Below are 22,474 nucleotides of genomic sequence, written 5' to 3'. Positions count from 1 at the left end.
GTCGGTCAGGGACGGTCCCGCTCCCCCGCGAGCGGCCGGCCGCAGCGCAGATTCCACCGGGCGGCCCGGCCGCTCAGTTCGGTGAGGGTCAGCGGTGCCACGTCGAGCCGCCAGAACACCTCGGTGGGAAGGCCCAGCGCATGGACGGTCACCGCCCGCGCGAAGGCGGGCTCCACGACCGCCAGCACCCGACCCGCGTCGTCGGGCAGGGAACTCAGCCAGTCGCCCGCCCGTGCGCAGAGAGCCGTCAGGGACTCGCCGCCGTGCGGGACGGCCGACGGGTCGGACAGCCAGGCGGCCACGGCCTCGGGTTCGCCCGCGCTCACCTCGTCCAGCCGCCGTCCTCGCCAGCGGCCCATGTCCCAGTCGGCGAGCCGGTCCACGGGCTCGGCCCGAAGCCCCAGCGCCTCGGCCGTCGCGCGGCAGCGCAACGACGGTCCGCACAACGGCCGTTCGACCCGGGGCAGATCACCCGCGGCGGCCCGCGCCGCGCGTGCCCCGAGCTCGTCCAGCGGCTCGTCCGCCCCGAAGCGCGCCTCCCGTACGGCGGCCGTCGTCGCAGGTGAGACCAACATCACCCGTACTGTCATCGGTTGCCCGTCCTTCCCGCCGCAGTGCCCACGGCGCAAGCACATCACGGGTGTTCCGGTGTTCTGCCGCGCCCCCACGCGCCGTAGCGGCGCGGGCCCGCAAGCGGTACGGTCGCGTGGACATGACGACGGTGTGACGGAAGTCCGGTGAGAATCCGGCACGGTCGCGCCACTGTGAACCCGTACCTCTGCGGGAAGTCAGACCCAGCACCTTCGTCTCAGGCACCACGATCGGGACGCGTGTTCCCCCAGGAGGTTCTGCCATGGCTCAGTCCGTTGCGCCCACCACCACCGCGCCGGCCATCACTCCCATCTCGCTCAAGGCGATTGCTCCCTGGGCGGTCTTCTTCGGCATTCTGATGCTGGTTCTGCTGTACTTCGTCGGCGCCGAGCAGGGCGCCACCTCCCTCATCGCCGGTGAGAACGTTCACGAGTGGGTCCACGACGGACGCCACCTGCTCGGCTTCCCCTGCCACTGAGATCCCGGGGGAACGATCATGAACTCCATATCTGTGAGAGCCCTGCTCGTCCGCGGCATGCTCGCCGGACTGGTCGCGGGCGCGGTCGCCATGGCCGTCGCGTACTTCCTGGGTGAGGGTCCCGTCGACTCCGCCATCGCGTTCGAGGAGAGCCACTCCCACGAGCACGGCGGCGAGGAACTGGTCACCAGGGCCATGCAGTCGACCGCGGGTCTCGCCACCGGTGTGCTCGTCTTCGGTGTCGCGGTCGGCGGTATCGCCGCCCTCGCCTACTGTGTCGCGCTCGGCCGCATCGGACGGTTCGGTCCGCGCGCCACGGCCGCGCTGCTCGCGCTCGGCGCGCTGCTGAGCGTGTACGTCGTGCCGTATCTGAAGTACCCGCCGAACCCGCCGGCCGTCGGTGACCCCGACACGATCGGCCAACGGACCTCGCTGTACTTCCTGATGGTCCTGCTCAGCGTGCTGCTGTCGGTGGCCGCGGTGATCCTCGGCAAGCGGCTGGCTCCGCGCCTGGGCAACTGGAACGCGACGATCGCCGCGGGCGGCGCCTTCGTGGTCGCCGTCGGTCTCGCGTACGCGTTCCTGCCGTCGTTCAACGAGGTACCGAAGGGCTTCCCGGCCACGGTGGTCTGGGAGTTCCGGCTGGCGACGCTGGCCATCCAGGCCACGCTGTGGACCGTCTTCGGTCTGGTCTTCGGCTTCCTGGCCGAGCGGCTTCTGACGCCGAGGACCGTGCCGGCGGCGGAGGGAAGCGCCTCGGCCTCTCCTGCCGTGGCAGCCAACTGATTCACCGTCAGTATCCAGGAGCCCGCCGGGAGACCGGCGGGCTCCTGTGCTTCGGCCGCCCCGGCCCCTCGCAGAAGGGCCGGGGCATCACCTCACGAGCGGGGCGGGCCGGGGCATCACCTCACCCATCGGGGGCTTCGTCCCTCGGAGTTCAGCGCCTGAACGTCACGCCGACCTTCTCCGGAGCCTCTCCCGCGGCTCCACGGCACTGCGCGTCCGTCCTCGGCTCGGCGGTCGCGAGCCGGGCGACGACGAGCGTCAGGCAGCGGCCGAGCGCCTGCTGACCGTAGTGGTTGGGGTGCAGGAGCTCCTGTGCCTCGTCAGCGGGGAGTTCGGTCCTCGTCCGCGGCACGTAGCGGGCCCATTCGGCCTTGGCGGCGGGCGGTGAGACGACGGCGCCGTCCGCGGCGAACGCGGTCTGGAGAGGCTGCTTGCCGCAGACCTGGTGGCCTTCGAGCAGCCGGCCGAGGTCGACGTGGTCGGCACCGGTCCGCACGGCCGCCTTCTTGATCTCCCGGTTGAGGGCTGCGCCCAGGCCGGTCGCGATCCAGCGCAGGTCACGGTTGTAGAAGGGACAGCCGTACACGCTCCAGCGGTCCCAGCCGTTCTCGTCGTGCGCGGCGGTCGTGGCCGCCTTCCCCGAGGCCAGCGGCATCGGATAGGACTGCACGAGGACGCGCGGGGTGGACCCGGTGTCCTTGACCGCTGCCCGGACCGCCTCGACGGCCTGGGCCACCTTGGCGCCCACGGTGCGCACCCGCTCGGCGGCCGGGCCGGTGACCGCGGGGTCGGTCGAGCAGTAGCGGTCGTTCTTCCAGGCGTCGGCGCACACCGTCATCGTGTCCGTCAGGCGGACGTCGTTCCCGCCGACCGAGACGACGACCACGGTGACGTTGTTCTCGGTGGCCAGCGTCCTCAGCCGGGCCAGCTGGGACTCCTCCGCGCGGAAGTTCCGCGACAGATGCGTCGTCGCCGCCCCGGAACAGGCGATGTTGAAGCGCTTCGGGGCGCCCGCACCGATGACGGCGGCGTCCGCGCGGTGGCAGCCGGGGCTGTAGATCTTCTCCAGACCGATGCCCGCGGTCTTCACGCGGTCGGTCGCATCCCGCAGGGCCTGCGGGATACCGCCGAAGTTCTTGAGCCCTTCGGCGTTCCCCTGCCAGCGGGCGCCCTCGCCGGAAAGGAAGCTGTCGCCCATGGTCACCAGGGCGTCGGGCCTCACCTCGGCCGCCACGGCGGCCGGAGTGCCGAACGCGGCCGTGGCCGGCAGTACCGCGAGGGCGCACAGCGCCGCTGCGATCCGGTACCGGCGTCCGCGCACCGTCCCGGACCCGGCCTGGGCGAGGGCCTGCCCAGTGGTGCCGGGCCCGGTGGTGGACGGCGCGGATCCGGTCGTGGCAGGGGCGGGGCATGTGGTCATCGGCGAGTCCTTCCGCAGTGGTTCCCCCTCTCACTCAGTGATGTTGGAGTCGGCGCGGGACCGTCAGTCCTGCCGGAGCGGGAAGTCACCCGTACGGAGCGGGACGGCTCGGCCGGCCGCGGAGGTCCGATTCGTTCAAGACCCGCCGCGCGCACCCTGCCTAGATTGGCCGCATGACTCCACGACTCGACGCGATCGGCATCGTCGCCTCCGACATGGCCGCATCTCTCGCCTTCTACCGCCGCATCGGCCTGGACATCCCGGCCGACGCCGACAACGCCCCGCACGCCGAGGCGACGCTGCCCAACGGGTTGCGCGTGCTGTGGGACACCGAGGAGACCATCCGCTCCTTCGACCCCGAGTGGACCCGCCCCACGGGTGGCGGCGAACGCATCGGCCTCGCCTTCCGCTGCGACGGCCCGGCCGAGGTGGACGCCGTGTACGCGGACCTCACCGCCGCCGGGTACCAGGGGCACCTCAAGCCCTGGGACGCGGTGTGGGGGCAGCGCTACGCCGTGGTGCTGGACCCCGACGGCTGCGGGATCTCGTTCTTCGCGGACTCCGCGTAAGCGCTGAGGGTCGTACCGCCGAGGTCCCGCATCTCCCGGGCGAGGTGCGCCTGGTCGGCGCAGCCCGCGGTCAGTGCGGCGTCGGCGTACGGCACTCCGGCCCGCACCAGCGTCAGCGCGCGCTGGAGCCGCAGCACCCGGGCCAGGGTCTTGGGCCCGTATCCGAAGGCGAGCAGGGAGCGGCGGTGCAGCTGGCGGGCGCCGAGGCCGGCCGCGGAGGCGGCGCCGGCGACGGTGCCGCCCTCGTCGAGGCGGCGGACGACCTCGCCCAGCACCGGGTCGGGACGGTCGGCGTCCGCGGCGCGGGCGATCGCCACGGTCTCCAGCTCCCCGACGGGGTCGGCGGCCGTCAGAATGCGTTCGGTGAGCCGGCGGCCCTCGGCCGCACCCCACAGATCGGCGATGTCGACGCGCCGGTCGCGCAGTTCGTGCGCCGGTACGCCGAGGAGCGCGGGCGCGGTGCCGGGGGCGAACCGGACACCCATGGCCGTGATGAGCCGGGTGTCCGGGATCTGGGCACGGGAGTCGGGACCGGCGACGAGGAGCCGGCCGTCGACCACCATGAGGTCCATACAGCCGTCGGGCAGTACGGGGTGGGCGGGACCCGGGCGCTCGGCCGGGGTGCGGGTCCACACGACGGCGCCCTCCAGGCGCGACGGGCGTTCCACGTACATGCCACCGAGGCTAGTGCGTCGCGCAGGCGCCGTCGCGCGTCCGGGGACAGCGCGGACCAACGGCCTCAGGAGCCCGCCGTCACTCCCCCGGCGGCGCCTGCTTGTGGTGCTCCCTGCCGGAGTGCAGCCGGGAGCGTACGTCGTCCGGGGGCAGGAAGCGCGACCAGCGCTCCGGGAACTCCGAGGGCATGGGCGCGTCGTCGCCGTCCGCCTCGTCGTCGTCCGGGTCGTCGTACATGTGCGCCGCCTTCGCGCGGGCCAGGATCTCCGCCGCCTGGGCGGCGCGCATGCGCTCGTTGGCGGCGCGGGCCGCCGCCGTCGCGACCGACGGCCAGACACGGTCGATCGCGGCATTGACGGCGGCGCCGACGAGCACCGCGAAGGCGGTCAGACCGATCCAGAGCAGGACGGCGATGGGCGCCGCGAGCGAGCCGTAGATCGTCGGGCCCTCGACCGTGCTGGTGAGGTAGATCCGCAGCAGGAAGCTGCCGAGCACCCACATCGCGAGCGCCACCAGGGCGCCGGGGACGTCCTCGATCCACGGGGAGCGCACGGGTACGGACACGTGGTACAGCGTGGTCAGGAAGGCGATGGACAGCAGGATGACCACCGGCCAGTACAGAACCGCCACCACTTCCGTGCCCCATGGCATCAGCTCCACCACCCGGTCGGGGCCGACGACCGCCAGGGGCAGGACCACCGCCCCGATCAGCAGGGCGATGATGTAGAGCAGGAACGCGAGCAGGCGGGTGGCGACGATGCCCCGCTGGCCGTCGAGGCCGTACATCACGGTGATGGTGTCGATGAAGACGTTGACCGCGCGCGACCCCGACCACAGGGCGATCGCGAAACCGATGGAGATGATGTCCGGCCGGCCGCCGTGGGTGACGTCCTCCAGCAGCGGCTTGGCGATCTGGTTGACGCCCCGGTCGGACAGCACGGTGCCCACCGCGGTGAGGATGTTCTCCTCGATGGAGGCGACGGTGGTGGTGTCCGTCCAGTCGTCTATGTAGCCGAGCAGACCGATCAGGCCCAGCATCAGCGGCGGCAGGGACAGCAGCGTGAAGAACGCGGCCTCGGCCGCGAGGCCCAGAATGCGGTACTCGATGCACGAGTTGACCGTGTCTTTCAGGAGCAGCCACGCCATCTTCCGCTTCGAGACGTTGCGGTAGAGGACCCGGGCCCGGTGGAGCCGTCCCGGTGGCCGCTCGGGTGTTTCATTTGCTGCCTGCACCTCCTTACCGTATCGGCATGGCAGCTACCACCCACACAGTGACCAACCAGGCTCCACCCCTGGTGGGGTACGACGTCTACACGTCCGACCGGGCCCTCACCGAAGCCGTGGAGCGGCATGTCGCACCGGGCCTTCTCGACGAGGCACGAGAGGAGCTCTCGGAACTCGGCCGCAGCGCCGGATCCGCCCAGGCGCAGGAGTGGGGGACGCAGGCGAACGAGAACCCGCCGAAGCTGCGGACGCACGACCGGTACGGCAACCGGATCGACGAGGTCGACTTCCATCCCTCCTGGCACCGGCTGCTCGGCCACGGCGTCACCTCGGGTCTGACGAACGCCTGGGGCAGGCCCGCCGGACACGTCCGGCGCGCGGCCGGTTTCCTGGTGTGGACGCAGGCCGAGCCCGGACACGGCTGTCCCCTGTCCATGACGCACGCGGCCGTGCCCGCGCTGCGGACGGATCCGGCGCTGGCCGCCGAGTGGGAGCCGAAGCTGACGTCGCAGATCTACCAGGAGGACCTGCGGCCCGCGGCCGACAAGCCGGGTGTGCTGTTCGGGATGGGGATGACCGAGAAGCAGGGCGGCAGCGACGTCCGGGCGAACACGACCCGGGCCGAGCCGGTCGGCGGGGACGGCGAGTATCTGCTCACCGGTCACAAGTGGTTCTGCTCCGCCCCGATGTCCGACGGCTTTCTGGTCCTCGCCCAGGCCGCCGAGGGACTGACGTGTTTCCTCGTGCCGCGGATCCTCGACGACGGCACCCGCAACGTGTTCCGGATCCAGCGGCTCAAGGACAAGCTGGGCAACCGGTCGAACGCGTCGAGCGAGGTGGAGTTCGACGGGACGTGGGCGCGCCGGGTCGGTGACGAGGGGCGCGGCGTGCGCACGATCATCGAGATGGTGGCGGCGACGCGGCTCGACTGTGTACTGGGGTCGGCGGCGCTGATGCGGCAGTCGGTGGCGCAGGCCGTGCACCACTCCGTGTACCGCAGCACCTTCGGCGGTCCGCTGATCGACAAGCCGTTGATGCGCAACGTCCTGGCGGACCTGGCGCTGGAGTCGGAGGCGGCCACGGCGCTCGGGCTGCGGCTGGCCGCCGCGTACGACGCCGACACGGAGGAGGAGCGGGCTTTCCTGCGCCTCGCCGTGCCCGCCGCCAAGTACTGGGTGACCAAGCGGTGCACGCCGACGGTCGCCGAGTCGCTGGAGTGCCTGGGCGGCAACGGCTATGTCGAGGAGTCGGGCATGCCCCGGCTGCTGCGCGAGTCGCCGCTCAACTCGATCTGGGAGGGTTCGGGCAATGTCCAGGCGCTGGACCTTCTGCGCGCGCTCCAGAGGGAGCCGCAGGCTCTGAACGCCTTCCTCCAGGAGGTGGGCCGGGCGCGCGGGGCGGACCACCGGCTGGACGCGGCGATCAAGGACCTGCTGACGGAGCTGGCGGACCTGGACGGCATCGAGGCACGGGGGCGCCGGCTGGCGGAGCGGATCGCGCTGGTGCTCCAGGGTTCGCTGCTGGTGCGGTGGGCACCGCCGGAGGTGTCGGACGCGTTCTGCGCCTCACGGCTCGGCGGTGACTGGGGTACGGCCTTCGGCACCCTGCCGCACACGCTCGACCTGGCATCGGTCGTCGAACGGGCGCGGCCCGGGGTGTGAGACGGCGCGGCTGACACGGCCCCGGGGTGGTGCGGAGACGGACGGCACCACCCCGGGGCCGTGCACCGCTGCATCCGCTGTGTCCGCCGCGTCCGCCGGGTCCGCCGCGTCCACTGTGTCCGCTGTGTCCGCTGCGTCCCGCGTATCCGCTGTGTCCCGCGTATCCCGCGCAGGCGCATCCGCCGTGTCCGCGCAGGCACACGTGCGCGATGACGGCGACCGGCGCGAGTCCCGGGCCCGCCGGTCCACCGTCCGACCCCCCTTGCGCCCGACCGCCCCCCTCATGGTTCCCTGGCGCTCATGAGCATCACCGTGACCACCTGGCACCTGGAGCAGACCTCCCCCTCCGATCTGCGGCCCGCGGCCGCCCCCGGGGACGACGTGCGCATCGTGCGCGCCGAGGTGCCGTCGCCCGAGTTCAGCCGGTTTCTGTACACGGCCGTCGGCGGCGACATCCGGTGGACCGACCGGCTCACGATGACGTACGCGCAGTGGGACGAGGTGCTCGGCAGGCCGGGCACCGAGACCTGGGTGGCGTACGACCGGGGCACACCGGCCGGCTACGCGGAGCTGGAGGCCCAGGACGGCGGCTCGGTGGAGATCGTCTACTTCGGTCTCGTCCCCGCGTTCCGGGGGCGCGGCATCGGCGGCCATCTGCTGTCGTACGCGACGGCGAGGGCGTGGGACCTGGCGGAACGCCGGCCCGGCATCGCGCCGACGAAGCGCGTCTGGCTGCACACCTGCTCCAAGGACGGCCCGCACGCCATGGACAACTACCTGCGGCGCGGCTTCTCCCTCTTCGACACCACCGTGGAGGAGGAGCAGGAGTCGGCCACGCCCGGCCCCTGGCCCGGCGCCCACGGCTGAGTGACCGGCAGCACACGTCTCACAGTCCGGGACATCCTTGTCCACATCGTGGATAATGGTGGACTGCCGTCGGATCCGCGTGACACGCTTCCGTCATGTCTCGAGCTGGAATTGCCTTGGTGAGTCGGCGGCACGTCGACCTCGGCCGCATGTCCAGCGCCATCTGTCCGGTCTGCTGACAGACCAGCACAGCCGAGCATTCCCCACTGAGCAACCGCCCTGCGCACCGACGCGCCTCCGCGCGAGTGTGCAGCTCAGAGCCGCCCTCCTGCAGTCTCGAAGGACGTACAGCCATGGCCTCCACCCCCGAAAAGCCCACTCCCGCCGCGTCGCGTCGCAAGACCGGACGTCACCGCGGCGAGGGCCAGTGGGCTGCTGGGCACATGACGCCGCTCAACGCCAACGAGCAGACCAAGAAGGACGACGACGGTCTCAACGTGCGGACACGCATTGAGACGATCTACGCCCACCGCGGCTTCGACTCCATCGACGGCGCCGACCTGCGCGGCCGCATGCGCTGGTGGGGTCTCTACACCCAGCGCAAGCCCGGCATCGACGGCGGCAAGACCGCGATCCTGGAGCCGGAGGAGCTGGACGACAAGTACTTCATGCTGCGCGTCCGGATCGACGGCGGACGGCTGACCACCGAGCAGCTGCGGGTGATCGGCGAGATCTCCCAGGAGTTCGCGCGTGGCACCGCCGACCTCACCGACCGGCAGAACGTGCAGTACCACTGGATCCGCATCGAGGACATGCCGGAGATCTGGCGCCGCCTCGAAGGGGTCGGCCTGTCGACGACCGAGGCCTGCGGTGACACCCCCCGCGTGATCCTCGGCTCGCCCGTCGCCGGTATCGCCGAGGACGAGATCATCGACGGCACGCCCGCCATCGAGGAGATCCACCGCCGGATCATCGGCAACAAGGCCTTCTCGAACCTGCCGCGCAAGTTCAAGTCCGCGGTCTCCGGATCTCCGCTGCTGGACGTGGCGCACGAGATCAACGACATCGCCTTCGTCGGGGTGAACCACCCCGAGCACGGCCCCGGTTTCGACCTGTGGGTCGGCGGCGGGCTCTCCACCAACCCCAAGATCGGCGTCCGGCTGGGCGCCTGGGTGCCGCTGGACGAGGTGGCCGACGTCCACGAGGGCGTCATCTCGATCTTCCGGGACTACGGCTACCGCCGGCTGCGCACCCGTGCCCGGCTGAAGTTCCTGGTCGCCGACTGGGGGCCGGAGAGGTTCCGTCAGGTGCTGGAGGACGAGTACCTGAAGCGCAAGCTCGTCGACGGCCCCGCGCCCGAGCAGCCCGTACAGCAGTGGCGCGACCACGTCGGTGTGCACCGGCAGCAGGACGGCCGGTTCTACGTCGGGTTCGCCCCGCGCGTCGGACGCATCGACGGAGCCACCCTCACCAAGATCGCGGACGTGGCCGCGGAGCACGGCTCCGGCCGGCTGCGGACCACCGTCGAGCAGAAGATGATCGTGCTCGACGTCGAGGAGGACCGGATCGAGTCGCTCGTGTCCGGCCTGGAGGCGCTCGACCTGCGGGTGAACCCCTCGCCGTTCCGGCGCGGCACCATGGCCTGCACCGGCATCGAGTTCTGCAAGCTGGCGATCGTCGAGACGAAGGCGCGCGGCGCCTCGCTGATCGACGAACTCGAGCGGCGCATGCCCGAGTTCGACCAGCCGGTCACCATCAACATCAACGGCTGCCCCAACGCCTGCGCCCGGATCCAGGTCGCGGACATCGGCCTCAAGGGCCAGTTGGTCCTGGACGACGAGGGCAATCAGGTCGAGGGCTTCCAGGTGCACCTCGGCGGCGCGCTCGGCCTGGAGCCCGGCTTCGGCCGCAAGGTGCGCGGGCTGAAGGTCACCTCCGCCGAACTGCCCGACTACGTCGAGCGGGTCCTCAAGCGCTTCGAGGCGGAGCGCGAGGACGACGAGCGCTTCGCCACCTGGGCGGCGCGTGCCAGCGAGGAGGCCCTCTCATGAGCGAGCGCGCCGCCCCGTTCTACTGCCCCTACTGCGGCGACGAGGACCTGCGTCCGAACGAGCAGGGACACGGCGCCTGGGAATGCGCGGCATGCAACCGGGCCTTCCAGTTGAAGTTCCTCGGGCTGCTGACCCGTGGACTTCAGCGCAACGACGGTGGAGGGGACGAGATATGACGCTGACTCAGACGAATCTCCGGCAGCTCGCCGAGCAGGCCGGGCGGGAGCTCGAGGACGCGCCGGCCCTGGACATCCTGAGGTGGGCGACCGAGACCTTCGGGGCTCGCTTCTGCGTCACCTCCTCGATGGAGGACGCGGTCGTCGCCCATCTCGCCTCCCGCGCCCTGCCGGGCGTGGACGTCGTCTTCCTCGACACGGGCTACCACTTCGAGGAGACCATCGGCACGCGGGACGCCGTCGAGGCCGTGATGGACGTCAACGTCATCACGCTCACCCCCCGCCAGTCGGTGGCCGAGCAGGACGCCGAGTACGGCCCGAAGCTGCACGACCGCAACCCCGACCTGTGCTGCGCGCTGCGCAAGGTCAGGCCGCTGGAAGAGGGTCTGACCGGGTACGACGCCTGGGCGACCGGGCTGCGCCGCGACGAGTCCCCGACCCGGGCGAACACCCCGGTCGTCGGCTGGGACGAGAAGCGGCAGAAGGTCAAGGTCTCGCCGATCGCCCGCTGGACGCAGGACGACGTGGACGCCTACGTCGCCGAGCACGGCGTCCTCACCAACCCGCTGCTGACGGACGGTTACGCCTCCGTCGGCTGCGCGCCCTGCACCCGCCGGGTGCTGGAGGGCGAGGACGCACGCGCCGGCCGCTGGGCCGGGAGCGGCAAGACCGAGTGCGGGCTGCACGGCTGATGAACGACGACGAGAAGCAGCGGGAGAAGCACGTGACTGGGGCCACCGTCTGGCTCACCGGTCTGCCGAGTGCCGGCAAGACCACGATCGCCTACGAACTCGCCGCACGGCTGCGCGCCGGCGGACACCGCACGGAGGTGCTCGACGGCGACGAGATCCGCGAGTTCCTCTCGGCGGGACTGGGCTTCAGCCGCGAGGACCGCCACACCAACGTCCAACGGATCGGCTTCGTCGCCGAACTGCTGGCGTCCAACGGTGTCACGGCACTCGTCCCGGTGATCGCGCCGTACGCGGACAGCCGTGAGGCGGTGCGCAAGCGGCACGCGGCGGAGGGCACCGCGTATGTCGAGGTGCATGTCGCCACCCCGGTGGACGTCTGCTCCGAGCGCGATGTGAAGGGGCTCTACGCCAAGCAGGCGGCGGGCGAGATCAGTGGACTCACCGGCGTCGACGACCCGTACGAGGAGCCGGCGAGCCCGGATCTGCGGATCGAGTCGCAGAACCAGACCGTTCAGCAGTCCGCGGCGGCGCTGCACGCGCTGCTCATCGAGAAGGGCCTGGCATGACGACGAGCGTCAACCATCCGAGCGGGGACGTCGACAGCCCGTACGCCCTGTCCCACCTGGACGCCCTGGAGTCGGAGGCCGTCCACATCTTCCGCGAGGTGGCGGGTGAGTTCGAGCGGCCGGTGATCCTCTTCTCCGGCGGCAAGGACTCCATCGTCATGCTGCACCTCGCGCTCAAGGCGTTCGCGCCCGCCCCGGTCCCCTTCACACTGCTGCACGTCGACACCGGGCACAACTTCCCCGAGGTCATCGAGTACCGCGACCGCACGGTCGAACGGCACGGTCTGCGTCTGCACGTGGCGTCCGTCCAGGAGTACATCGACGCGGGCACCCTGCGCGAGCGGCCCGACGGCACCCGCAACCCGCTGCAGACCGTCCCGTTGACCGAGGCGATCCAGCAGCACCGCTTCGACGCGGTGTTCGGCGGCGGACGGCGCGACGAGGAGAAGGCGCGCGCCAAGGAGCGGGTCTTCTCGCTGCGCGACGAGTTCTCGCAGTGGGACCCGCGCCGGCAGCGCCCCGAGCTGTGGCAGCTCTACAACGGCCGGCACGCGCCGGGCGAGCACGTCCGGGTCTTCCCGCTCTCCAACTGGACCGAGCTGGACGTCTGGCAGTACATCCAGCGCGAGAAGATCGACCTGCCGGGGATCTACTTCGCCCACGAGCGCGAGGTGTTCGCCCGCGGCGGCATGTGGCTGACCGCCGGCGACTGGGGCGGCCCCAAGGAGTCCGAGTCGGTGGAGACCCGGCTCATCCGCTACCGCACGGTGGGCGACATGTCCTGCACCGGCGCCGTCGACTCCGACGCCACCACGCTCGATGCCGTGATCGCCGAGATCGCCGCCTCCCGGCTCACCGAGCGGGGCGCGACCCGTGCCGACGACAAGATGTCCGAGGCCGCGATGGAAGACCGCAAGCGCGAAGGGTACTTCTAGCCATGACGACCACCACCGGGCAGCTCGCCGGGATCTCGGCCACCACCCTGCTGCGTTTCGCCACCGCCGGCTCCGTCGACGACGGCAAGTCCACGCTGGTCGGACGGCTGCTGCACGACTCCAAGTCCGTTCTCACCGACCAGTTGGAGGCCGTGGAGCACGCCTCCCGCTCGCGCGGTCAGGAGACGCCGGACCTGGCGCTGCTCACCGACGGCCTGCGGGCCGAGCGGGAGCAGGGCATCACCATCGACGTGGCGTACCGCTACTTCGCCACCGCGCGCAGGCGGTTCATCCTCGCCGACACCCCGGGCCATGTGCAGTACACCCGCAACATGGTGACCGGCGCGTCGACGGCCGAGCTCGCGGTCGTCCTGGTCGACGCGCGCAACGGGGTGGTCGAGCAGACCCGCCGGCACGCCGCCGTCGCCGCTCTGCTGCGCGTCCCGCACGTCGTCCTCGCGGTGAACAAGATGGACCTCGTCGACTACGCCGAGCCCGTCTTCGCCGCCATCGCCGAGGAGTTCACCGCGTACGCGGCCTCCCTCGGCGTGCCCGAGATCACCGCGATCCCGATCTCGGCGCTCGCCGGTGACAATGTGGTCGACCCGTCCGCGAACATGGACTGGTACGGCGGCCCGACCGTGCTGGAGCACCTGGAGACGGTGCCGGTCAGCCACGATCTGACGAGCTGCCACGCACGGCTTCCGGTGCAGTACGTGATCCGTCCGCAGACCGCCGAACACCCGGACTACCGCGGCTACGCGGGCCAGATCGCCGCCGGCACCTTCCGGGTGGGCGAGCAGGTGACCGTGCTCCCGGCGGGCCGCACCTCGAAGATCTCGGCCATCGATCTGCTCGGCAACGCGGTGGACGTCGCCTGGACCCCGCAGTCGGTGACCCTCCTGCTGGAGGACGACATCGACATCTCGCGCGGCGATCTCATCGTGCCGAGCGACGACGCACCGGCCACCACGCAGGACATCGAGGCGACGGTCTGCCATGTGGCGGACCAGCCGCTGACGGTGGGCCGGCGGGTGCTGCTGAAGCACACGACCCGCACGGTCAAGGCGATCGTCAAGGAGATCCCCTCGCGGCTCACCCTCGACGACCTCTCCCAGCACCCGAACCCGGGGCAGTTGGTCGCCAACGACATCGGGCTGGTGAAGGTGCGGACCGCCGAGCCGCTCGCGCTCGACTCGTACGCGCACTCCCGGCGTACCGGATCCTTCCTGCTGATCGACCCCGCCGACGGCACCACGCTGGCCGCGGGTATGGCGGGCGATTCCTTCGCCACCACCGCCGAGGCCGTGCAGGCGGCCGACGACGACGCTGAATGGGACTTCTGATGACCGACGTCTTCTCCACCTTCGCGAAGGAGGGCGGCCGCGTGGGCAGCGGCACCCTCGGCGCGGGATCCGGGGGTGTCGTGCGATGTGCGCGCTGACCCGAATGCACCACAGAACGCTGCACCACAGACGAAGACACAGACCAGTCGACCTCCCGGCCACGCTCCGTAGGACGTGACCGCCGGGCCTCCGAGAGGAACACCTCCCGTGCCTGCCACCCGTACCACTCTGCGCCGCGGCATCGCCGCCGCCGCCGCACTGCCGTTGCTGATCGGCGCACTCGCCTCCTGCGGATACGGCTCCGAGGCCGACAAGGACGACAAGGTCGCTCCCGCCGCGAACGGCAAGAAGCTCTCCGCCGACAGCGTGAAGCTCGGCTACTTCCCGAACCTGACCCATGCCACCGCCCTCGTGGGCGAGCAGGAGGGCATCCTCCAGAAGGAACTGGGCGGGACGCAGATCAAGTCCACGACGTTCAACGCCGGTCCCTCCGAGATCGAGGCGCTGAACGCGGGCGCGATCGACATCGGCTTCATCGGCCCCTCCCCCTCGATCAACGCCTACACCAAGTCCAAGGGGAAGAACCTCCGCATCGTCGGCGGTTCCGCGTCCGGCGGTGTGAAGCTGGTGGTCAACCCCAAGAAGATCAAGACCCTGGACGACCTCAAGGGCAAGAAGATCGCCACTCCCCAGCTGGGCAACACGCAGGACGTTGCCTTCCTCAACTGGATCAAGGAGAAGGGCTGGAAGGTCGACGCCCAGAGCGGCAAGGGCGACGTCTCCGTGGTCCGTTCGGACAACAAGATCACCCCCGACGCCTACAAGTCCGGCTCCGTGGACGGCGCGTGGGTGCCGGAGCCGACCGCCTCCAAGCTGGTCAGCCAGGGCGCCAAGGTCCTGCTCGACGAGTCCGCCCTGTGGCCCGACAAGAAGTTCGTCATCACGAACATCATCGTGTCGCAGAAGTTCCTCAAGGAGCACCCGGACGTCGTCGAGGCGCTGCTGCGCGGCACGGTGAAGACGAACGCCTGGATCAACGCCAACCCGGACAAGGCGAAGGCATCCGCCAACGCCAAGCTGAAGGCGCTCACCGGCAAGGATCTGCCCGCCGACATCATCGACCCGGCGTGGAAGTCCGTGCAGTTCATCGACGACCCGCTGGCAGCGACGCTGCAGGCACAGGCGGACCACGCGGTGAAGGCGGGGCTGCTGGAGAAGCCGGACCTGACCGGCATCTACGACCTGACGACGCTGAACAAGGTCCTGAAGGCCGAGGGCAAGCCCGAGGTCGCCGACGCCGGTCTCGGCGTCAAGTAACCACGTAAGCCCACGTTCCCAGGAGGTGACGACCATGGCCAGCACCCTCACCAAGGACCAGGCCGAGGAGCGCACGACGGCCGGGCACGCCGCCCGTCTCGAGCATGTCTCCAAGTCCTTCGCAGGACCTGCCGGACAGCAGCTCGTCCTGGACGACATCACTCTCGATGTCGCGCCGGGAGAGTTCGTCACGCTCCTGGGGGCCTCGGGCTGCGGTAAGTCCACGCTGCTCAATCTGGTGGCCGGGCTGGACGCGCCGAGCGCCGGGGCCATCGAGACCCCCGGCGGCCGGCCGGCCCTGATGTTCCAGGAGCACGCGCTGTTCCCGTGGCTGACCGCGGGCAAGAACATCGAACTCGCGCTGCGACTGCGCGGTGTCGCCAAGGCCGAGCGGCGCACCGAGGCAGAACGGCTGCTGGAGCTCGTCCGGCTCAACGGCGCGTACGGCAAGCGGGTGCACGAGCTGTCGGGCGGTATGCGCCAGCGCGTCGCCCTGGCCCGTGCGCTGGCGCAGGACAGCCAACTGCTGCTGATGGACGAGCCGTTCGCGGCGCTGGACGCGATCACCCGGGACGTGCTGCACGACGAGCTGACCCGGATCTGGCGCGAGACGAACGTGTCCGTGCTGTTCGTGACGCACAACGTCCGCGAGGCCGTCCGGCTGGCCGAGCGTGTGGTGCTGCTGTCCTCCCGTCCCGGGCGCATCGCCCGGGAGTGGACGGTGGGCATCCCGCAGCCGCGCCGGATCGAGGACGCCGCCGTGGCGGAGCTGTCGATCGAGATCACTGAACAACTGCGTGGGGAGATCCGCCGACATGGCCAGCACTGAGACCACCGCGAAGGTCACCAAGTCCGACGACCTCGCCGGGCTCGAGGCCGGCCTGGACGCACTGGACGCGGTGCAGTCGCACCGCACCCCGGTGCGTGAGGTGCTGCTCAAGAAGGTGCTGCCGCCGCTCACCGCCGTCGCGCTGGTGATCGTGGTCTGGCAGGTGCTGGTGTGGGCGAAGGTCACCGACGAGGGCAGTCTACCCGCGCCGTCCGCCGTCTGGACCAGCGTGTCCGACCTGTGGTTCCAGGGCAGTCTGCTGGAGATCGTGTGGACGAGCATCTCCCGCGGCCTGCTCGGGTTCCTCCTGGCGCTCGCCATCGGCACACCGCTGGGTCTGCTGGTCGCCCGGGTGAAGTTCGTCCGGGCGGCGATCGGCCCGATCCTGTCGGGTCTCCAGTCGCTGCCGTCGGTGGCCTGGGTGCCGCCGGCCGTGATCTGGCTCGGGCTGAACAACCAGATGATGTACGCGGTGATCCTGCTGGGCGCCGTCCCCTCGATCGCCAACGGTCTCGTCTCCGGCGTCGACCAGGTGCCGCCGCTGTTCCTGCGGGCTGGCCGGACGATGGGAGCGACGGGCCTGCGCGGCACCTGGCACATCGTCATGCCGGCAGCGCTGCCCGGCTATGTGGCCGGCCTCAAGCAGGGCTGGGCCTTCTCCTGGCGCTCACTGATGGCCGCCGAGATCATCGCCTCGTCGCCCGATCTCGGCCTCGGACTCGGCCAGTTGCTGGAGAACGGCCGCAACAACTCCGACATGCCCGGGGTGTTCCTGGCGATCATTCTGATCCTGATCGTCGGTATCGCCATCGACCTGCTGATCTTCAGTCCGCTGGAGCGCGCGGTGCTGCGGGGCCGCGGTCTCCTCGTCAAGAGCTGAGTGACGTCATGGCCCGACCCGTACTCCTCGTCGTCGCCCACGGCAGCCGCGATCCGCGGCATGCCGCGACCGTCCATGCACTGGTGAACCGGGTACGGGCCCGGCGGCCGGAGCTGCGGGTCGAGACGGGCTTCCTGGACTTCAACGCGCCGTCGGTGCCACGGGTCCTGGAGCGGCTGGCCGCGGAGGGCACGGAAGAGGTCGTGGCGCTTCCGCTGCTGCTGACCCGCGCCTTCCACGCCAAGTCCGACATCCCCGCCGTGCTGCGGGAGGCATCGGGGAGGCTGCCGCGGCTGCGGGTGCACCAGGCGGAGGTGCTGGGCCCCTCGCCGCTGCTGATCGCCGCGGTGGAACGGCGGCTTCGCGAGGCCGGGCTCGGCCCGGCCGACAAACGCTCGACCGGGCTGGTTCTGGCCTCGGCGGGCTCCACGGACCCGGAGGCGATCGCAGTGATCGCAGAAGTAGCGCGGGAGCTGCGGGACACCGGTTGGTGCGCCGTGCGGCCTGCGTTCGCCTCCGCATCACTGCCCCGCACGGAGGACGCGGTGCGCTCCCTGCGGGCCGACGGCTGCGCGCGCGTCGCGGTGGCCCCGTACGTCATCGCGCCGGGCCGGCTGCCGGACCGGATCGCGGAGGGTGCCGCCGATGCGGACGTCCTGGCGGATGTGCTGGGCCCGTCGCCCGAGCTGGTCGGTCTGCTGCTGGAGCGGTACGACGAGGCGCGGGTCGGGCACCGGATCGCGGCCACTGCCTGACGGCGGACGGCGGCCCGGCCGCGCGGACCGATCACACGCAGCGGACCGCTTCGGCGCGCCACGGCACGCGATCGGGGCGGTCAGGCTCCGAAGCCGGTCTCATGCGCCCACAGATGGGCGCAGTTGGAGCACTGGAGCTGGAGTGTGCCGCCCCGGCTGGAGAGCAGATACCGCCAGTGGGTGCTGCACGAGCGGCCGGCCAGGCAGACGTCGCAGTCCCGGTGGTCGGCGCACCCCGGGCACGTCACCCAGGCGCGTCGTCCGGCGTCCGCCGTGGGATCAAGCGGCAGCACGGCCCTCGCCCTCCCCTCCCGGAAGGACGCCGGCCGCGACCAGCCGGTCGTAGGTCTCCTGCTGCTCTGCGTCGAGGTTCGAGTAGAGCAGGCGGTACGCCTCCTGCTCGCCCGCCAGCACGGCCACCGGGTCCCAGTCGTCCCCGAGTGCGCGGAGCACCGCGGCGCGCCGCCTGACCTCGTCACGGGTCAGGTCCATCTCGAACTCGTGGAGATCCGGAGTCTGGTCGTGGATCATGCCTTGCTTCTCCCGCCGGGTCGCTGACCGAACCCGACGTGTCTATCAAGCGTGTCCGAACCGAGGAAGCGTCAGCTCAAAGGGGTCGTCACCACCTGAAACGGACGGTCGACCCACTGAAGTCACCATCCTCACATTCCAGGCAAACAACCCCGAACGTGCTGGGTTGTGTGAGGGACTCCACAGGTCCGCGGACCCCGTCCGGCCGCTCTCGCGCACCCGTGGCGCAGCGCTCTCGGGCGCGGGGGCGTATGCCCTCAGCCCCGTGGGTCGCGGCCGCTCGTCGCGAGTGCCCGCTCGAAGGCCGTGGCGTCCCCGGCCGCCGGAACGGGGGCGGCGAAGCCGTCGTACTGCCGGTAGACCTCGGCGTGCTCCTCGACGACCGCGAGTACGAACGCACCCGTTTCCTCCGGGAGGCTGAACGCCTGGCCGGTGGACCGGGCCAGGTCCCAGCCGTGGAGAGCCAGTTCCTTGACGATGAGCGAGGCGATCTCCGAGGCGGGCATCGCGGTGAAACCGAGGTCCACCTCCCCCTCCCAGACCTCGGGCACCGACCATGCCTTCAGTGCGCGCTCCAGCTGGACCGCGTACTGCTCGGCCCAGTCCGCCTCGGCGGTGAAGTCCCGTCGCACGAGCTCGTCGGGCAGCTGGACGCGCAGGGCGCGGTGCTCCAGTCCGTGCGAGGAGTACAGGACGAGATGGTTGGCGAGCTCCCGTACGGTCCAGGCGTCACACACGGACGGCATGGTCAGCCGTTCGGGGCTCACGGCGCGTGCGACACGAGCGGCCTCGGCGGCACAGGTGGTCAGGTGCGGGTGAATGCTGTTCATGCCCTCGACGCTAGGGCGACGCCTCCGAGGGGTCTTGAAGAATCGCGACAGCCTCGTCGACCAGGGCGGTCAGCTCGGCGACGGTCATCGAACCGGCCGGCCGGCGCTCACGGGCGAAGCTGTTGGCCACGCGCTGGAGGGTGTCGTTGACCGGGGTCGGTACGCCGTGCAGCCGGCCGAGCAGGGCGATCTCGCCGTTGAGGTAGTCGGACTCGATCGTGCCCGTACCGCGGTCGAGCGACTGCCAGGACGAGCCGCCACGCCGCTTGGAGCCGTCGAAGGGATCGAAGCGGATCTTGTCGGTCCGCACCTCCTTCTGCTCCTCCTCGCCGGCCACCTCGATGCCCGCGGCCGCGAGGACCACGCGGCCCTCCGCCATCACACGCCGGGCGAGGGCGACTCCGGCCTCGTCGGCGAGGACGCCGGTCGCGGCCTCGATCGCGTTGGCGAGGTTGCTGGTGAGCTTCGCGTACTTCCAGCGCATGACGTCGGCGACGACCGGGGCGAGGAAGTTCGACTTCTCCAGGTCGGCGGAGACGCGCCGGGCGGTCTCGTCCGTGCCGCCCGGGAAGCGGCCGATGTGCAGCACTCCGGTCAGCGGCCGGCCGGACGCGGAGACGGCACCCGGTTCGAGGTGGGTCGCGGGCAGGTAGACACACATCCCGTAGACCCTGCGGAACCGGCGCAGCGCCAGACGTTCGCTCTCCACGCCGTTCTGCGCGCAGACCAGGGGCAGCCGCTCCGACGCGGTGCCGCCGCCGTCCACCGGCCGCGCGGCCCAGTCCTCGAGCGCGGCCGTGCTGTCCTGCGTCTTCACGGAGAGCACCAGGACATCGTCCGGCGTCAGCCGCACGGCATCGGCGCGGTCGACGACCGGCAGCCGGTGCGTGCTGGTGCCGTCCGCCGTGGTCAGGCGCAGCCCGCCGTCCCGCAGGGCCGCGTAGTGCGCCCCGCGTGCGACGAGCACCACCTCATGGCCGGCCTCCGCCAGCCGTCCGCCGATCGTGCCGCCGACCGCCCCTGCCCCGATGATGATGTAGCGCATACGTACGAGGCTCGCACAGCCACAGTGGATCTCGCACGGGTCCGCGGTGACACAACCGTGGCGTGGCGGTGACGGCCACGGGGCCCGCACGGTTCACCATCGAGGGAAGGAGGCCGACATGTCGTTCTATTACCACAAGCGGATCACCATCATCCCCAAGCTGCTGCACCTGAACATCGGCTCGCAGGGCTGGTCCTGGACCCTCGGCGGGCGCCGCGCCCACCTCACCCGGGACAGCCACGGGCACCGCAGCGCGTCGGTACGGCTGCCGGGCGGCTTCAGCTGGCGCCGGCACTCCGGGCGGCACTGATCCGCGCGGGGCGGGTCAGCTCCGCGTCAGCTCGACCAGCTTGACGACCGTGTTCCAGTTGCGGGTGGTGGCGACGACGCCCCGGCTGAACCGTGGCCTGCCGAGCGCCTCGGCGAGCTTGGAGCGCCCGAGCCCGTTCGGTGCGTAGAGGTACAGCGCCCGGTCGCCGATCCGGAACTCCTCGGGGGCGAAGGCGGCCGGGTCGATCTCCGCGAACCGTTCGGGGCCGACGGGGTCCGAGAGGTAGGTGACGTGGAGCTGCTTGCCCTCCAGCTCGGCCGCGGGGAACGGACAGTTGTCGGCGATCGCCCGCAGATAGGCGGCGTCACGTACGAGACAGTCGACGCGGAAGCCGAAGCGGTCCTCGATGCCTCGCTCCAGTTCCACCGCGAGGGATCGTTCGTCGCCGGAGGCCGCGTCGAAGACGGCGTTGCCGCTCTGGAGGTGGGTGGCGACGGCCGTATGACCCGACTCCTCGATGAGCGCCCGGAGTTCGGCCATGGGCACTCGCTTGTGCCCGCCCACATTGATCCCGCGCAGAAGTGCCGCATACCTCTTGGTCATCGGCACACCCTAAGGCGACCGCCGCGCCCCGTGGGGGAGGGCGCGGCGGCCGCCTGTTCAGCGCGGGTGGGCGTCGGTCACTCGACGACCTTCAGCAGCTTGTTGGGCGTGCCGGCGCTCGGGTTGGAGATCTTGTCGGCCGTGGCACCGTCGGTGAGGGCCTTGGCGACCTGCTCCGGGGTGGCGTCCTGGTGACCGGCGAGGTAGACGGCCGCGGCACCGACGACATGGGGCGTCGCCATGGAGGTGCCGGAGATCGTCTTGGTGCCCTCGTCACTGTCGTTCCACGCCGACGTGATGTCCGAGCCCGGGGCGTAGATGTCCACGACCTTGCCGAAGTTGGAGAACTCCGACTGTGCGTCCTCCTTGGTGGAGGAAGCCACGGTGATGGCCTCGGTGACCCGTGACGGCGAGCCCTGGCCCGCGTCCGAGGACTCGTTGCCGGCCGCGACCGCGAAGGTGACGCCGGCGGCGACCGCCTTGCGGACGGCCTCGTCGAGCGCCTCGTCCGCGCCGCCGCCGAGACTCATGTTGGCGACGGAGGGGCCCTTGTGGTTCTTGGTGACCCAGTCGATGCCCGCGACGACCTGCTCCGTGGTGCCGGAGCCGTTGTCGTCGAGCACCCGGACGGCGACGATCTTCGCCTTCTTGGCGACACCGTGGCTCGCACCGGCGATGGTGCCGGCGACGTGCGTGCCGTGGCCGTTGCCGTCGTCGGCGTTGTCGTCGTTGTCGATCGCGTCGAAGCCGCTGGTCGCCCGGCCCTCGAAGTCCTTGTGCGTGACCCGGACTCCGGTGTCGATCACGTACGCCGTCACCCCCTCGCCCGCGCTGTCGGGGTAGGTGAACTTGTTGTCGCCCGCCGTGTCGGCCTGGTCGACACGGTCCAGGCCCCACGACGGCGGGTTGTCCTGCGTCGCGTTGGCCCTGAACTTCTTGTTCTGCACGACCTTGTCGACCGCGGGGTCGGCGGCGAGGCGCTTGGCCTCGGTCTCCGTGAGACCGCTCGCGGAGAAGCCGTTGATGGCGGAGCCGTAGTTGCGCTGGAGCTTGCCGCCGTACTCGGTGGCCAGGTCCTGCTTGTCGGCCTTCTTGTCCAGCATCACGATGTAGCTGCCGGCGACCGCGCCTTCGGCGTTGGCCCCGAATATCGTGCCCTCGGCGGGAGTTGCCGCACCGGCGAAGGACGTGCCGAGCACGGTCACTCCGGCCGCTGCCGCGACAGCTGTGATGGCAGCGGTGAGCTTCATCCTGCTCGTGCGCTTGTGATCTGCCATGAAGAGGGGTCTCCTCGTCATCATTTGTGGGGGGATTGGCCCCCGGCCGGAAGATCTCCGGGGGCTGGTTCGAAACCCTGACCGATTGACGCGCCCAGATCAAGACCTTCATGCAGCTGTGACTTAGACAACAAGGTTTCGTAATAAGAAACCGGCCAA

Annotated in this window: 27 protein-coding genes; 17 read left to right on the top strand and 10 right to left on the bottom strand. The window is 70.8% G+C overall.

Going from position 1 to position 22,474, the window contains the following annotated elements; genetic code table 11:
* Nucleotides 1-5: 5 nt before the first annotated feature.
* A complete protein-coding gene (locus ACFWU3_RS14365; RefSeq protein WP_384436060.1) occupies nucleotides 6-590 on the bottom strand; it encodes a histidine phosphatase family protein in 585 nt (194 codons plus the stop codon).
* Between the two features lie 263 nt (nucleotides 591-853).
* Here ACFWU3_RS14365 and ACFWU3_RS14360 point away from each other — a divergent pair, with 263 nt between their 5' ends.
* A complete protein-coding gene (locus ACFWU3_RS14360) occupies nucleotides 854-1,069 on the top strand; it encodes a CbtB-domain containing protein (RefSeq protein WP_384436057.1) in 216 nt (71 codons plus the stop codon).
* Between the two features lie 18 nt (nucleotides 1,070-1,087).
* Nucleotides 1,088-1,855 (top strand): CbtA family protein, encoded by a 768-nt coding sequence (locus ACFWU3_RS14355; RefSeq protein WP_384436054.1) that lies wholly within the window; start codon nucleotides 1,088-1,090, stop codon nucleotides 1,853-1,855.
* Between the two features lie 151 nt (nucleotides 1,856-2,006).
* On the opposite strand, the gene ACFWU3_RS14350 is transcribed toward ACFWU3_RS14355, so the two are convergent.
* The gene (locus tag ACFWU3_RS14350) at nucleotides 2,007-3,275 is read right to left on the bottom strand and encodes a GDSL-type esterase/lipase family protein (RefSeq protein ID WP_384436051.1); all 1,269 of its coding nucleotides are present in this window, start codon (nucleotides 3,273-3,275) and stop codon (nucleotides 2,007-2,009) included.
* Nucleotides 3,276-3,448: 173 nt separating this feature from the next.
* Here ACFWU3_RS14350 and ACFWU3_RS14345 point away from each other — a divergent pair, with 173 nt between their 5' ends.
* Nucleotides 3,449-3,844, top strand: coding sequence for a VOC family protein (locus tag ACFWU3_RS14345; RefSeq protein ID WP_384436048.1), 396 nt, complete (start codon nucleotides 3,449-3,451; stop codon nucleotides 3,842-3,844).
* Here ACFWU3_RS14345 and ACFWU3_RS14340 read toward each other — a convergent pair.
* Nucleotides 3,784-4,518, bottom strand: a complete 735-nt coding sequence (locus ACFWU3_RS14340; protein WP_384436045.1) for a DUF6597 domain-containing transcriptional factor — start codon at nucleotides 4,516-4,518, stop codon at nucleotides 3,784-3,786. The genes ACFWU3_RS14345 and ACFWU3_RS14340 overlap by 61 nt on opposite strands.
* 79 nt (nucleotides 4,519-4,597) lie before the next feature.
* Nucleotides 4,598-5,752, bottom strand: coding sequence for a YihY/virulence factor BrkB family protein (locus ACFWU3_RS14335; RefSeq protein WP_356702298.1), 1,155 nt, complete (start codon nucleotides 5,750-5,752; stop codon nucleotides 4,598-4,600).
* A 17-nt stretch (nucleotides 5,753-5,769) separates the two neighbouring features.
* On the opposite strand from ACFWU3_RS14335, the gene ACFWU3_RS14330 reads away from it, so the two are divergent.
* The 13 genes from ACFWU3_RS14330 to ACFWU3_RS14270 all read left to right on the top strand — a co-directional run bounded on the left by ACFWU3_RS14330 (nucleotide 5,770) and on the right by ACFWU3_RS14270 (nucleotide 17,758).
* Entirely contained in the window at nucleotides 5,770-7,404 is a 1,635-nt protein-coding gene (locus ACFWU3_RS14330) for an acyl-CoA dehydrogenase family protein (protein ID WP_384436041.1), read from the top strand.
* Nucleotides 7,405-7,704: 300 nt separating this feature from the next.
* Nucleotides 7,705-8,271: a GNAT family N-acetyltransferase gene (locus ACFWU3_RS14325; protein ID WP_384436038.1), complete on the top strand. Its 567-nt coding sequence runs from the start codon at nucleotides 7,705-7,707 to the stop codon at nucleotides 8,269-8,271.
* 95 nt (nucleotides 8,272-8,366) lie between these two features.
* Nucleotides 8,367-8,450, top strand: a complete 84-nt coding sequence (locus tag ACFWU3_RS14320) for a putative leader peptide (protein ID WP_351448512.1) — start codon at nucleotides 8,367-8,369, stop codon at nucleotides 8,448-8,450.
* Nucleotides 8,451-8,564: 114 nt separating this feature from the next.
* Complete coding sequence (locus ACFWU3_RS14315) at nucleotides 8,565-10,262, top strand: nitrite/sulfite reductase (RefSeq protein ID WP_384436035.1); 1,698 nt, start codon at nucleotides 8,565-8,567, stop codon at nucleotides 10,260-10,262.
* Nucleotides 10,259-10,438: a hypothetical protein gene (locus tag ACFWU3_RS14310; RefSeq protein ID WP_313943447.1), complete on the top strand. Its 180-nt coding sequence runs from the start codon at nucleotides 10,259-10,261 to the stop codon at nucleotides 10,436-10,438. Before ACFWU3_RS14315 ends, ACFWU3_RS14310 begins: the two co-directional genes overlap by 4 nt.
* Nucleotides 10,435-11,130, top strand: a complete 696-nt coding sequence (locus tag ACFWU3_RS14305) for a phosphoadenylyl-sulfate reductase (protein WP_384436032.1) — start codon at nucleotides 10,435-10,437, stop codon at nucleotides 11,128-11,130. Before ACFWU3_RS14310 ends, ACFWU3_RS14305 begins: the two co-directional genes overlap by 4 nt.
* A complete protein-coding gene (cysC, locus tag ACFWU3_RS14300) occupies nucleotides 11,130-11,696 on the top strand; it encodes an adenylyl-sulfate kinase (RefSeq protein ID WP_384436029.1) in 567 nt (188 codons plus the stop codon). Before ACFWU3_RS14305 ends, cysC begins: the two co-directional genes overlap by 1 nt.
* Nucleotides 11,693-12,631, top strand: a complete 939-nt coding sequence (gene cysD, locus ACFWU3_RS14295; protein WP_384436026.1) for a sulfate adenylyltransferase subunit CysD — start codon at nucleotides 11,693-11,695, stop codon at nucleotides 12,629-12,631. Before cysC ends, cysD begins: the two co-directional genes overlap by 4 nt.
* A gap of 2 nt (nucleotides 12,632-12,633) precedes the next feature.
* Nucleotides 12,634-13,977 carry a sulfate adenylyltransferase subunit 1 gene (locus ACFWU3_RS14290; RefSeq protein ID WP_384436023.1) on the top strand — a complete coding sequence of 448 codons (1,344 nt, stop codon included), beginning with the start codon at nucleotides 12,634-12,636 and terminating at the stop codon, nucleotides 13,975-13,977.
* Nucleotides 13,978-14,184: 207 nt separating this feature from the next.
* Entirely contained in the window at nucleotides 14,185-15,294 is a 1,110-nt protein-coding gene (locus tag ACFWU3_RS14285) for an aliphatic sulfonate ABC transporter substrate-binding protein (protein WP_384436020.1), read from the top strand.
* Between the two features lie 34 nt (nucleotides 15,295-15,328).
* A complete protein-coding gene (locus ACFWU3_RS14280; protein WP_340476064.1) occupies nucleotides 15,329-16,123 on the top strand; it encodes an ABC transporter ATP-binding protein in 795 nt (264 codons plus the stop codon).
* A complete protein-coding gene (locus ACFWU3_RS14275; RefSeq protein WP_384436018.1) occupies nucleotides 16,110-17,003 on the top strand; it encodes an ABC transporter permease in 894 nt (297 codons plus the stop codon). The genes ACFWU3_RS14280 and ACFWU3_RS14275 overlap by 14 nt, the downstream gene beginning before the upstream one ends.
* 8 nt (nucleotides 17,004-17,011) lie before the next feature.
* Nucleotides 17,012-17,758: a sirohydrochlorin chelatase gene (locus ACFWU3_RS14270; protein ID WP_384436015.1), complete on the top strand. Its 747-nt coding sequence runs from the start codon at nucleotides 17,012-17,014 to the stop codon at nucleotides 17,756-17,758.
* Nucleotides 17,759-17,838: 80 nt separating this feature from the next.
* On the opposite strand, the gene ACFWU3_RS14265 is transcribed toward ACFWU3_RS14270, so the two are convergent.
* The 4 genes from ACFWU3_RS14265 to ACFWU3_RS14250 all read right to left on the bottom strand — a co-directional run bounded on the left by ACFWU3_RS14265 (nucleotide 17,839) and on the right by ACFWU3_RS14250 (nucleotide 20,164).
* Nucleotides 17,839-18,051: a hypothetical protein gene (locus ACFWU3_RS14265; RefSeq protein ID WP_384436012.1), complete on the bottom strand. Its 213-nt coding sequence runs from the start codon at nucleotides 18,049-18,051 to the stop codon at nucleotides 17,839-17,841.
* The gene (locus tag ACFWU3_RS14260; protein WP_313943458.1) at nucleotides 18,038-18,289 is read right to left on the bottom strand and encodes a DUF6400 family protein; all 252 of its coding nucleotides are present in this window, start codon (nucleotides 18,287-18,289) and stop codon (nucleotides 18,038-18,040) included. Before ACFWU3_RS14260 ends, ACFWU3_RS14265 begins: the two co-directional genes overlap by 14 nt.
* 257 nt (nucleotides 18,290-18,546) lie before the next feature.
* Nucleotides 18,547-19,119, bottom strand: a complete 573-nt coding sequence (locus ACFWU3_RS14255) for a TIGR03086 family metal-binding protein (protein WP_384436008.1) — start codon at nucleotides 19,117-19,119, stop codon at nucleotides 18,547-18,549.
* 10 nt (nucleotides 19,120-19,129) lie between these two features.
* On the bottom strand, nucleotides 19,130-20,164 hold the full coding sequence (locus tag ACFWU3_RS14250) for a ketopantoate reductase family protein (protein ID WP_384436005.1): 1,035 nt from the start codon (nucleotides 20,162-20,164) through the stop codon (nucleotides 19,130-19,132).
* Nucleotides 20,165-20,282: 118 nt separating this feature from the next.
* On the opposite strand from ACFWU3_RS14250, the gene ACFWU3_RS14245 reads away from it, so the two are divergent.
* Entirely contained in the window at nucleotides 20,283-20,474 is a 192-nt protein-coding gene (locus ACFWU3_RS14245; RefSeq protein ID WP_384436002.1) for a DUF4236 domain-containing protein, read from the top strand.
* Between the two features lie 15 nt (nucleotides 20,475-20,489).
* On the opposite strand, the gene ACFWU3_RS14240 is transcribed toward ACFWU3_RS14245, so the two are convergent.
* Nucleotides 20,490-21,038: a DUF1697 domain-containing protein gene (locus ACFWU3_RS14240; protein ID WP_384435999.1), complete on the bottom strand. Its 549-nt coding sequence runs from the start codon at nucleotides 21,036-21,038 to the stop codon at nucleotides 20,490-20,492.
* Between the two features lie 77 nt (nucleotides 21,039-21,115).
* On the bottom strand, nucleotides 21,116-22,315 hold the full coding sequence (locus ACFWU3_RS14235) for a S8 family peptidase (RefSeq protein WP_313943464.1): 1,200 nt from the start codon (nucleotides 22,313-22,315) through the stop codon (nucleotides 21,116-21,118).
* Nucleotides 22,316-22,474: the final 159 nt, after the last annotated feature.

This window comes from Streptomyces sp. NPDC058685, from assembly GCF_042714725.1.
Taxonomy (GTDB): Bacteria; Actinomycetota; Actinomycetes; order Streptomycetales; family Streptomycetaceae; genus Streptomyces.
This window is presented reverse-complemented; position numbering and strand designations above follow the sequence as displayed.

What these genes read in the sequence shown, in the direction of transcription:
- ACFWU3_RS14365 (WP_384436060.1), bottom strand. Translation starts at nt 590, where the DNA reads ATGACAGTACGGGTGATGTTGGTCTCACCTGCGACGACGGCCGCCGTA.
- ACFWU3_RS14360 (WP_384436057.1), top strand. Translation starts at nt 854, where the DNA reads ATGGCTCAGTCCGTTGCGCCCACCACCACCGCGCCGGCCATCACTCCC.
- ACFWU3_RS14355 (WP_384436054.1), top strand. Translation starts at nt 1,088, where the DNA reads ATGAACTCCATATCTGTGAGAGCCCTGCTCGTCCGCGGCATGCTCGCC.
- ACFWU3_RS14350 (WP_384436051.1), bottom strand. Translation starts at nt 3,275, where the DNA reads ATGACCACATGCCCCGCCCCTGCCACGACCGGATCCGCGCCGTCCACC.
- ACFWU3_RS14345 (WP_384436048.1), top strand. Translation starts at nt 3,449, where the DNA reads ATGACTCCACGACTCGACGCGATCGGCATCGTCGCCTCCGACATGGCC.
- ACFWU3_RS14340 (WP_384436045.1), bottom strand. Translation starts at nt 4,518, where the DNA reads ATGTACGTGGAACGCCCGTCGCGCCTGGAGGGCGCCGTCGTGTGGACC.
- ACFWU3_RS14330 (WP_384436041.1), top strand. Translation starts at nt 5,770, where the DNA reads ATGGCAGCTACCACCCACACAGTGACCAACCAGGCTCCACCCCTGGTG.
- ACFWU3_RS14325 (WP_384436038.1), top strand. Translation starts at nt 7,705, where the DNA reads ATGAGCATCACCGTGACCACCTGGCACCTGGAGCAGACCTCCCCCTCC.
- ACFWU3_RS14320 (WP_351448512.1), top strand. Translation starts at nt 8,367, where the DNA reads ATGTCTCGAGCTGGAATTGCCTTGGTGAGTCGGCGGCACGTCGACCTC.
- ACFWU3_RS14315 (WP_384436035.1), top strand. Translation starts at nt 8,565, where the DNA reads ATGGCCTCCACCCCCGAAAAGCCCACTCCCGCCGCGTCGCGTCGCAAG.
- ACFWU3_RS14310 (WP_313943447.1), top strand. Translation starts at nt 10,259, where the DNA reads ATGAGCGAGCGCGCCGCCCCGTTCTACTGCCCCTACTGCGGCGACGAG.
- ACFWU3_RS14305 (WP_384436032.1), top strand. Translation starts at nt 10,435, where the DNA reads ATGACGCTGACTCAGACGAATCTCCGGCAGCTCGCCGAGCAGGCCGGG.
- cysC (WP_384436029.1), top strand. Translation starts at nt 11,130, where the DNA reads ATGAACGACGACGAGAAGCAGCGGGAGAAGCACGTGACTGGGGCCACC.
- cysD (WP_384436026.1), top strand. Translation starts at nt 11,693, where the DNA reads ATGACGACGAGCGTCAACCATCCGAGCGGGGACGTCGACAGCCCGTAC.
- ACFWU3_RS14290 (WP_384436023.1), top strand. Translation starts at nt 12,634, where the DNA reads ATGACGACCACCACCGGGCAGCTCGCCGGGATCTCGGCCACCACCCTG.
- ACFWU3_RS14280 (WP_340476064.1), top strand. Translation starts at nt 15,329, where the DNA reads ATGGCCAGCACCCTCACCAAGGACCAGGCCGAGGAGCGCACGACGGCC.
- ACFWU3_RS14275 (WP_384436018.1), top strand. Translation starts at nt 16,110, where the DNA reads ATGGCCAGCACTGAGACCACCGCGAAGGTCACCAAGTCCGACGACCTC.
- ACFWU3_RS14270 (WP_384436015.1), top strand. Translation starts at nt 17,012, where the DNA reads ATGGCCCGACCCGTACTCCTCGTCGTCGCCCACGGCAGCCGCGATCCG.
- ACFWU3_RS14260 (WP_313943458.1), bottom strand. Translation starts at nt 18,289, where the DNA reads ATGATCCACGACCAGACTCCGGATCTCCACGAGTTCGAGATGGACCTG.
- ACFWU3_RS14255 (WP_384436008.1), bottom strand. Translation starts at nt 19,119, where the DNA reads ATGAACAGCATTCACCCGCACCTGACCACCTGTGCCGCCGAGGCCGCT.
- ACFWU3_RS14250 (WP_384436005.1), bottom strand. Translation starts at nt 20,164, where the DNA reads ATGCGCTACATCATCATCGGGGCAGGGGCGGTCGGCGGCACGATCGGC.
- ACFWU3_RS14245 (WP_384436002.1), top strand. Translation starts at nt 20,283, where the DNA reads ATGTCGTTCTATTACCACAAGCGGATCACCATCATCCCCAAGCTGCTG.
- ACFWU3_RS14240 (WP_384435999.1), bottom strand. Translation starts at nt 21,038, where the DNA reads ATGACCAAGAGGTATGCGGCACTTCTGCGCGGGATCAATGTGGGCGGG.
- ACFWU3_RS14235 (WP_313943464.1), bottom strand. Translation starts at nt 22,315, where the DNA reads ATGGCAGATCACAAGCGCACGAGCAGGATGAAGCTCACCGCTGCCATC.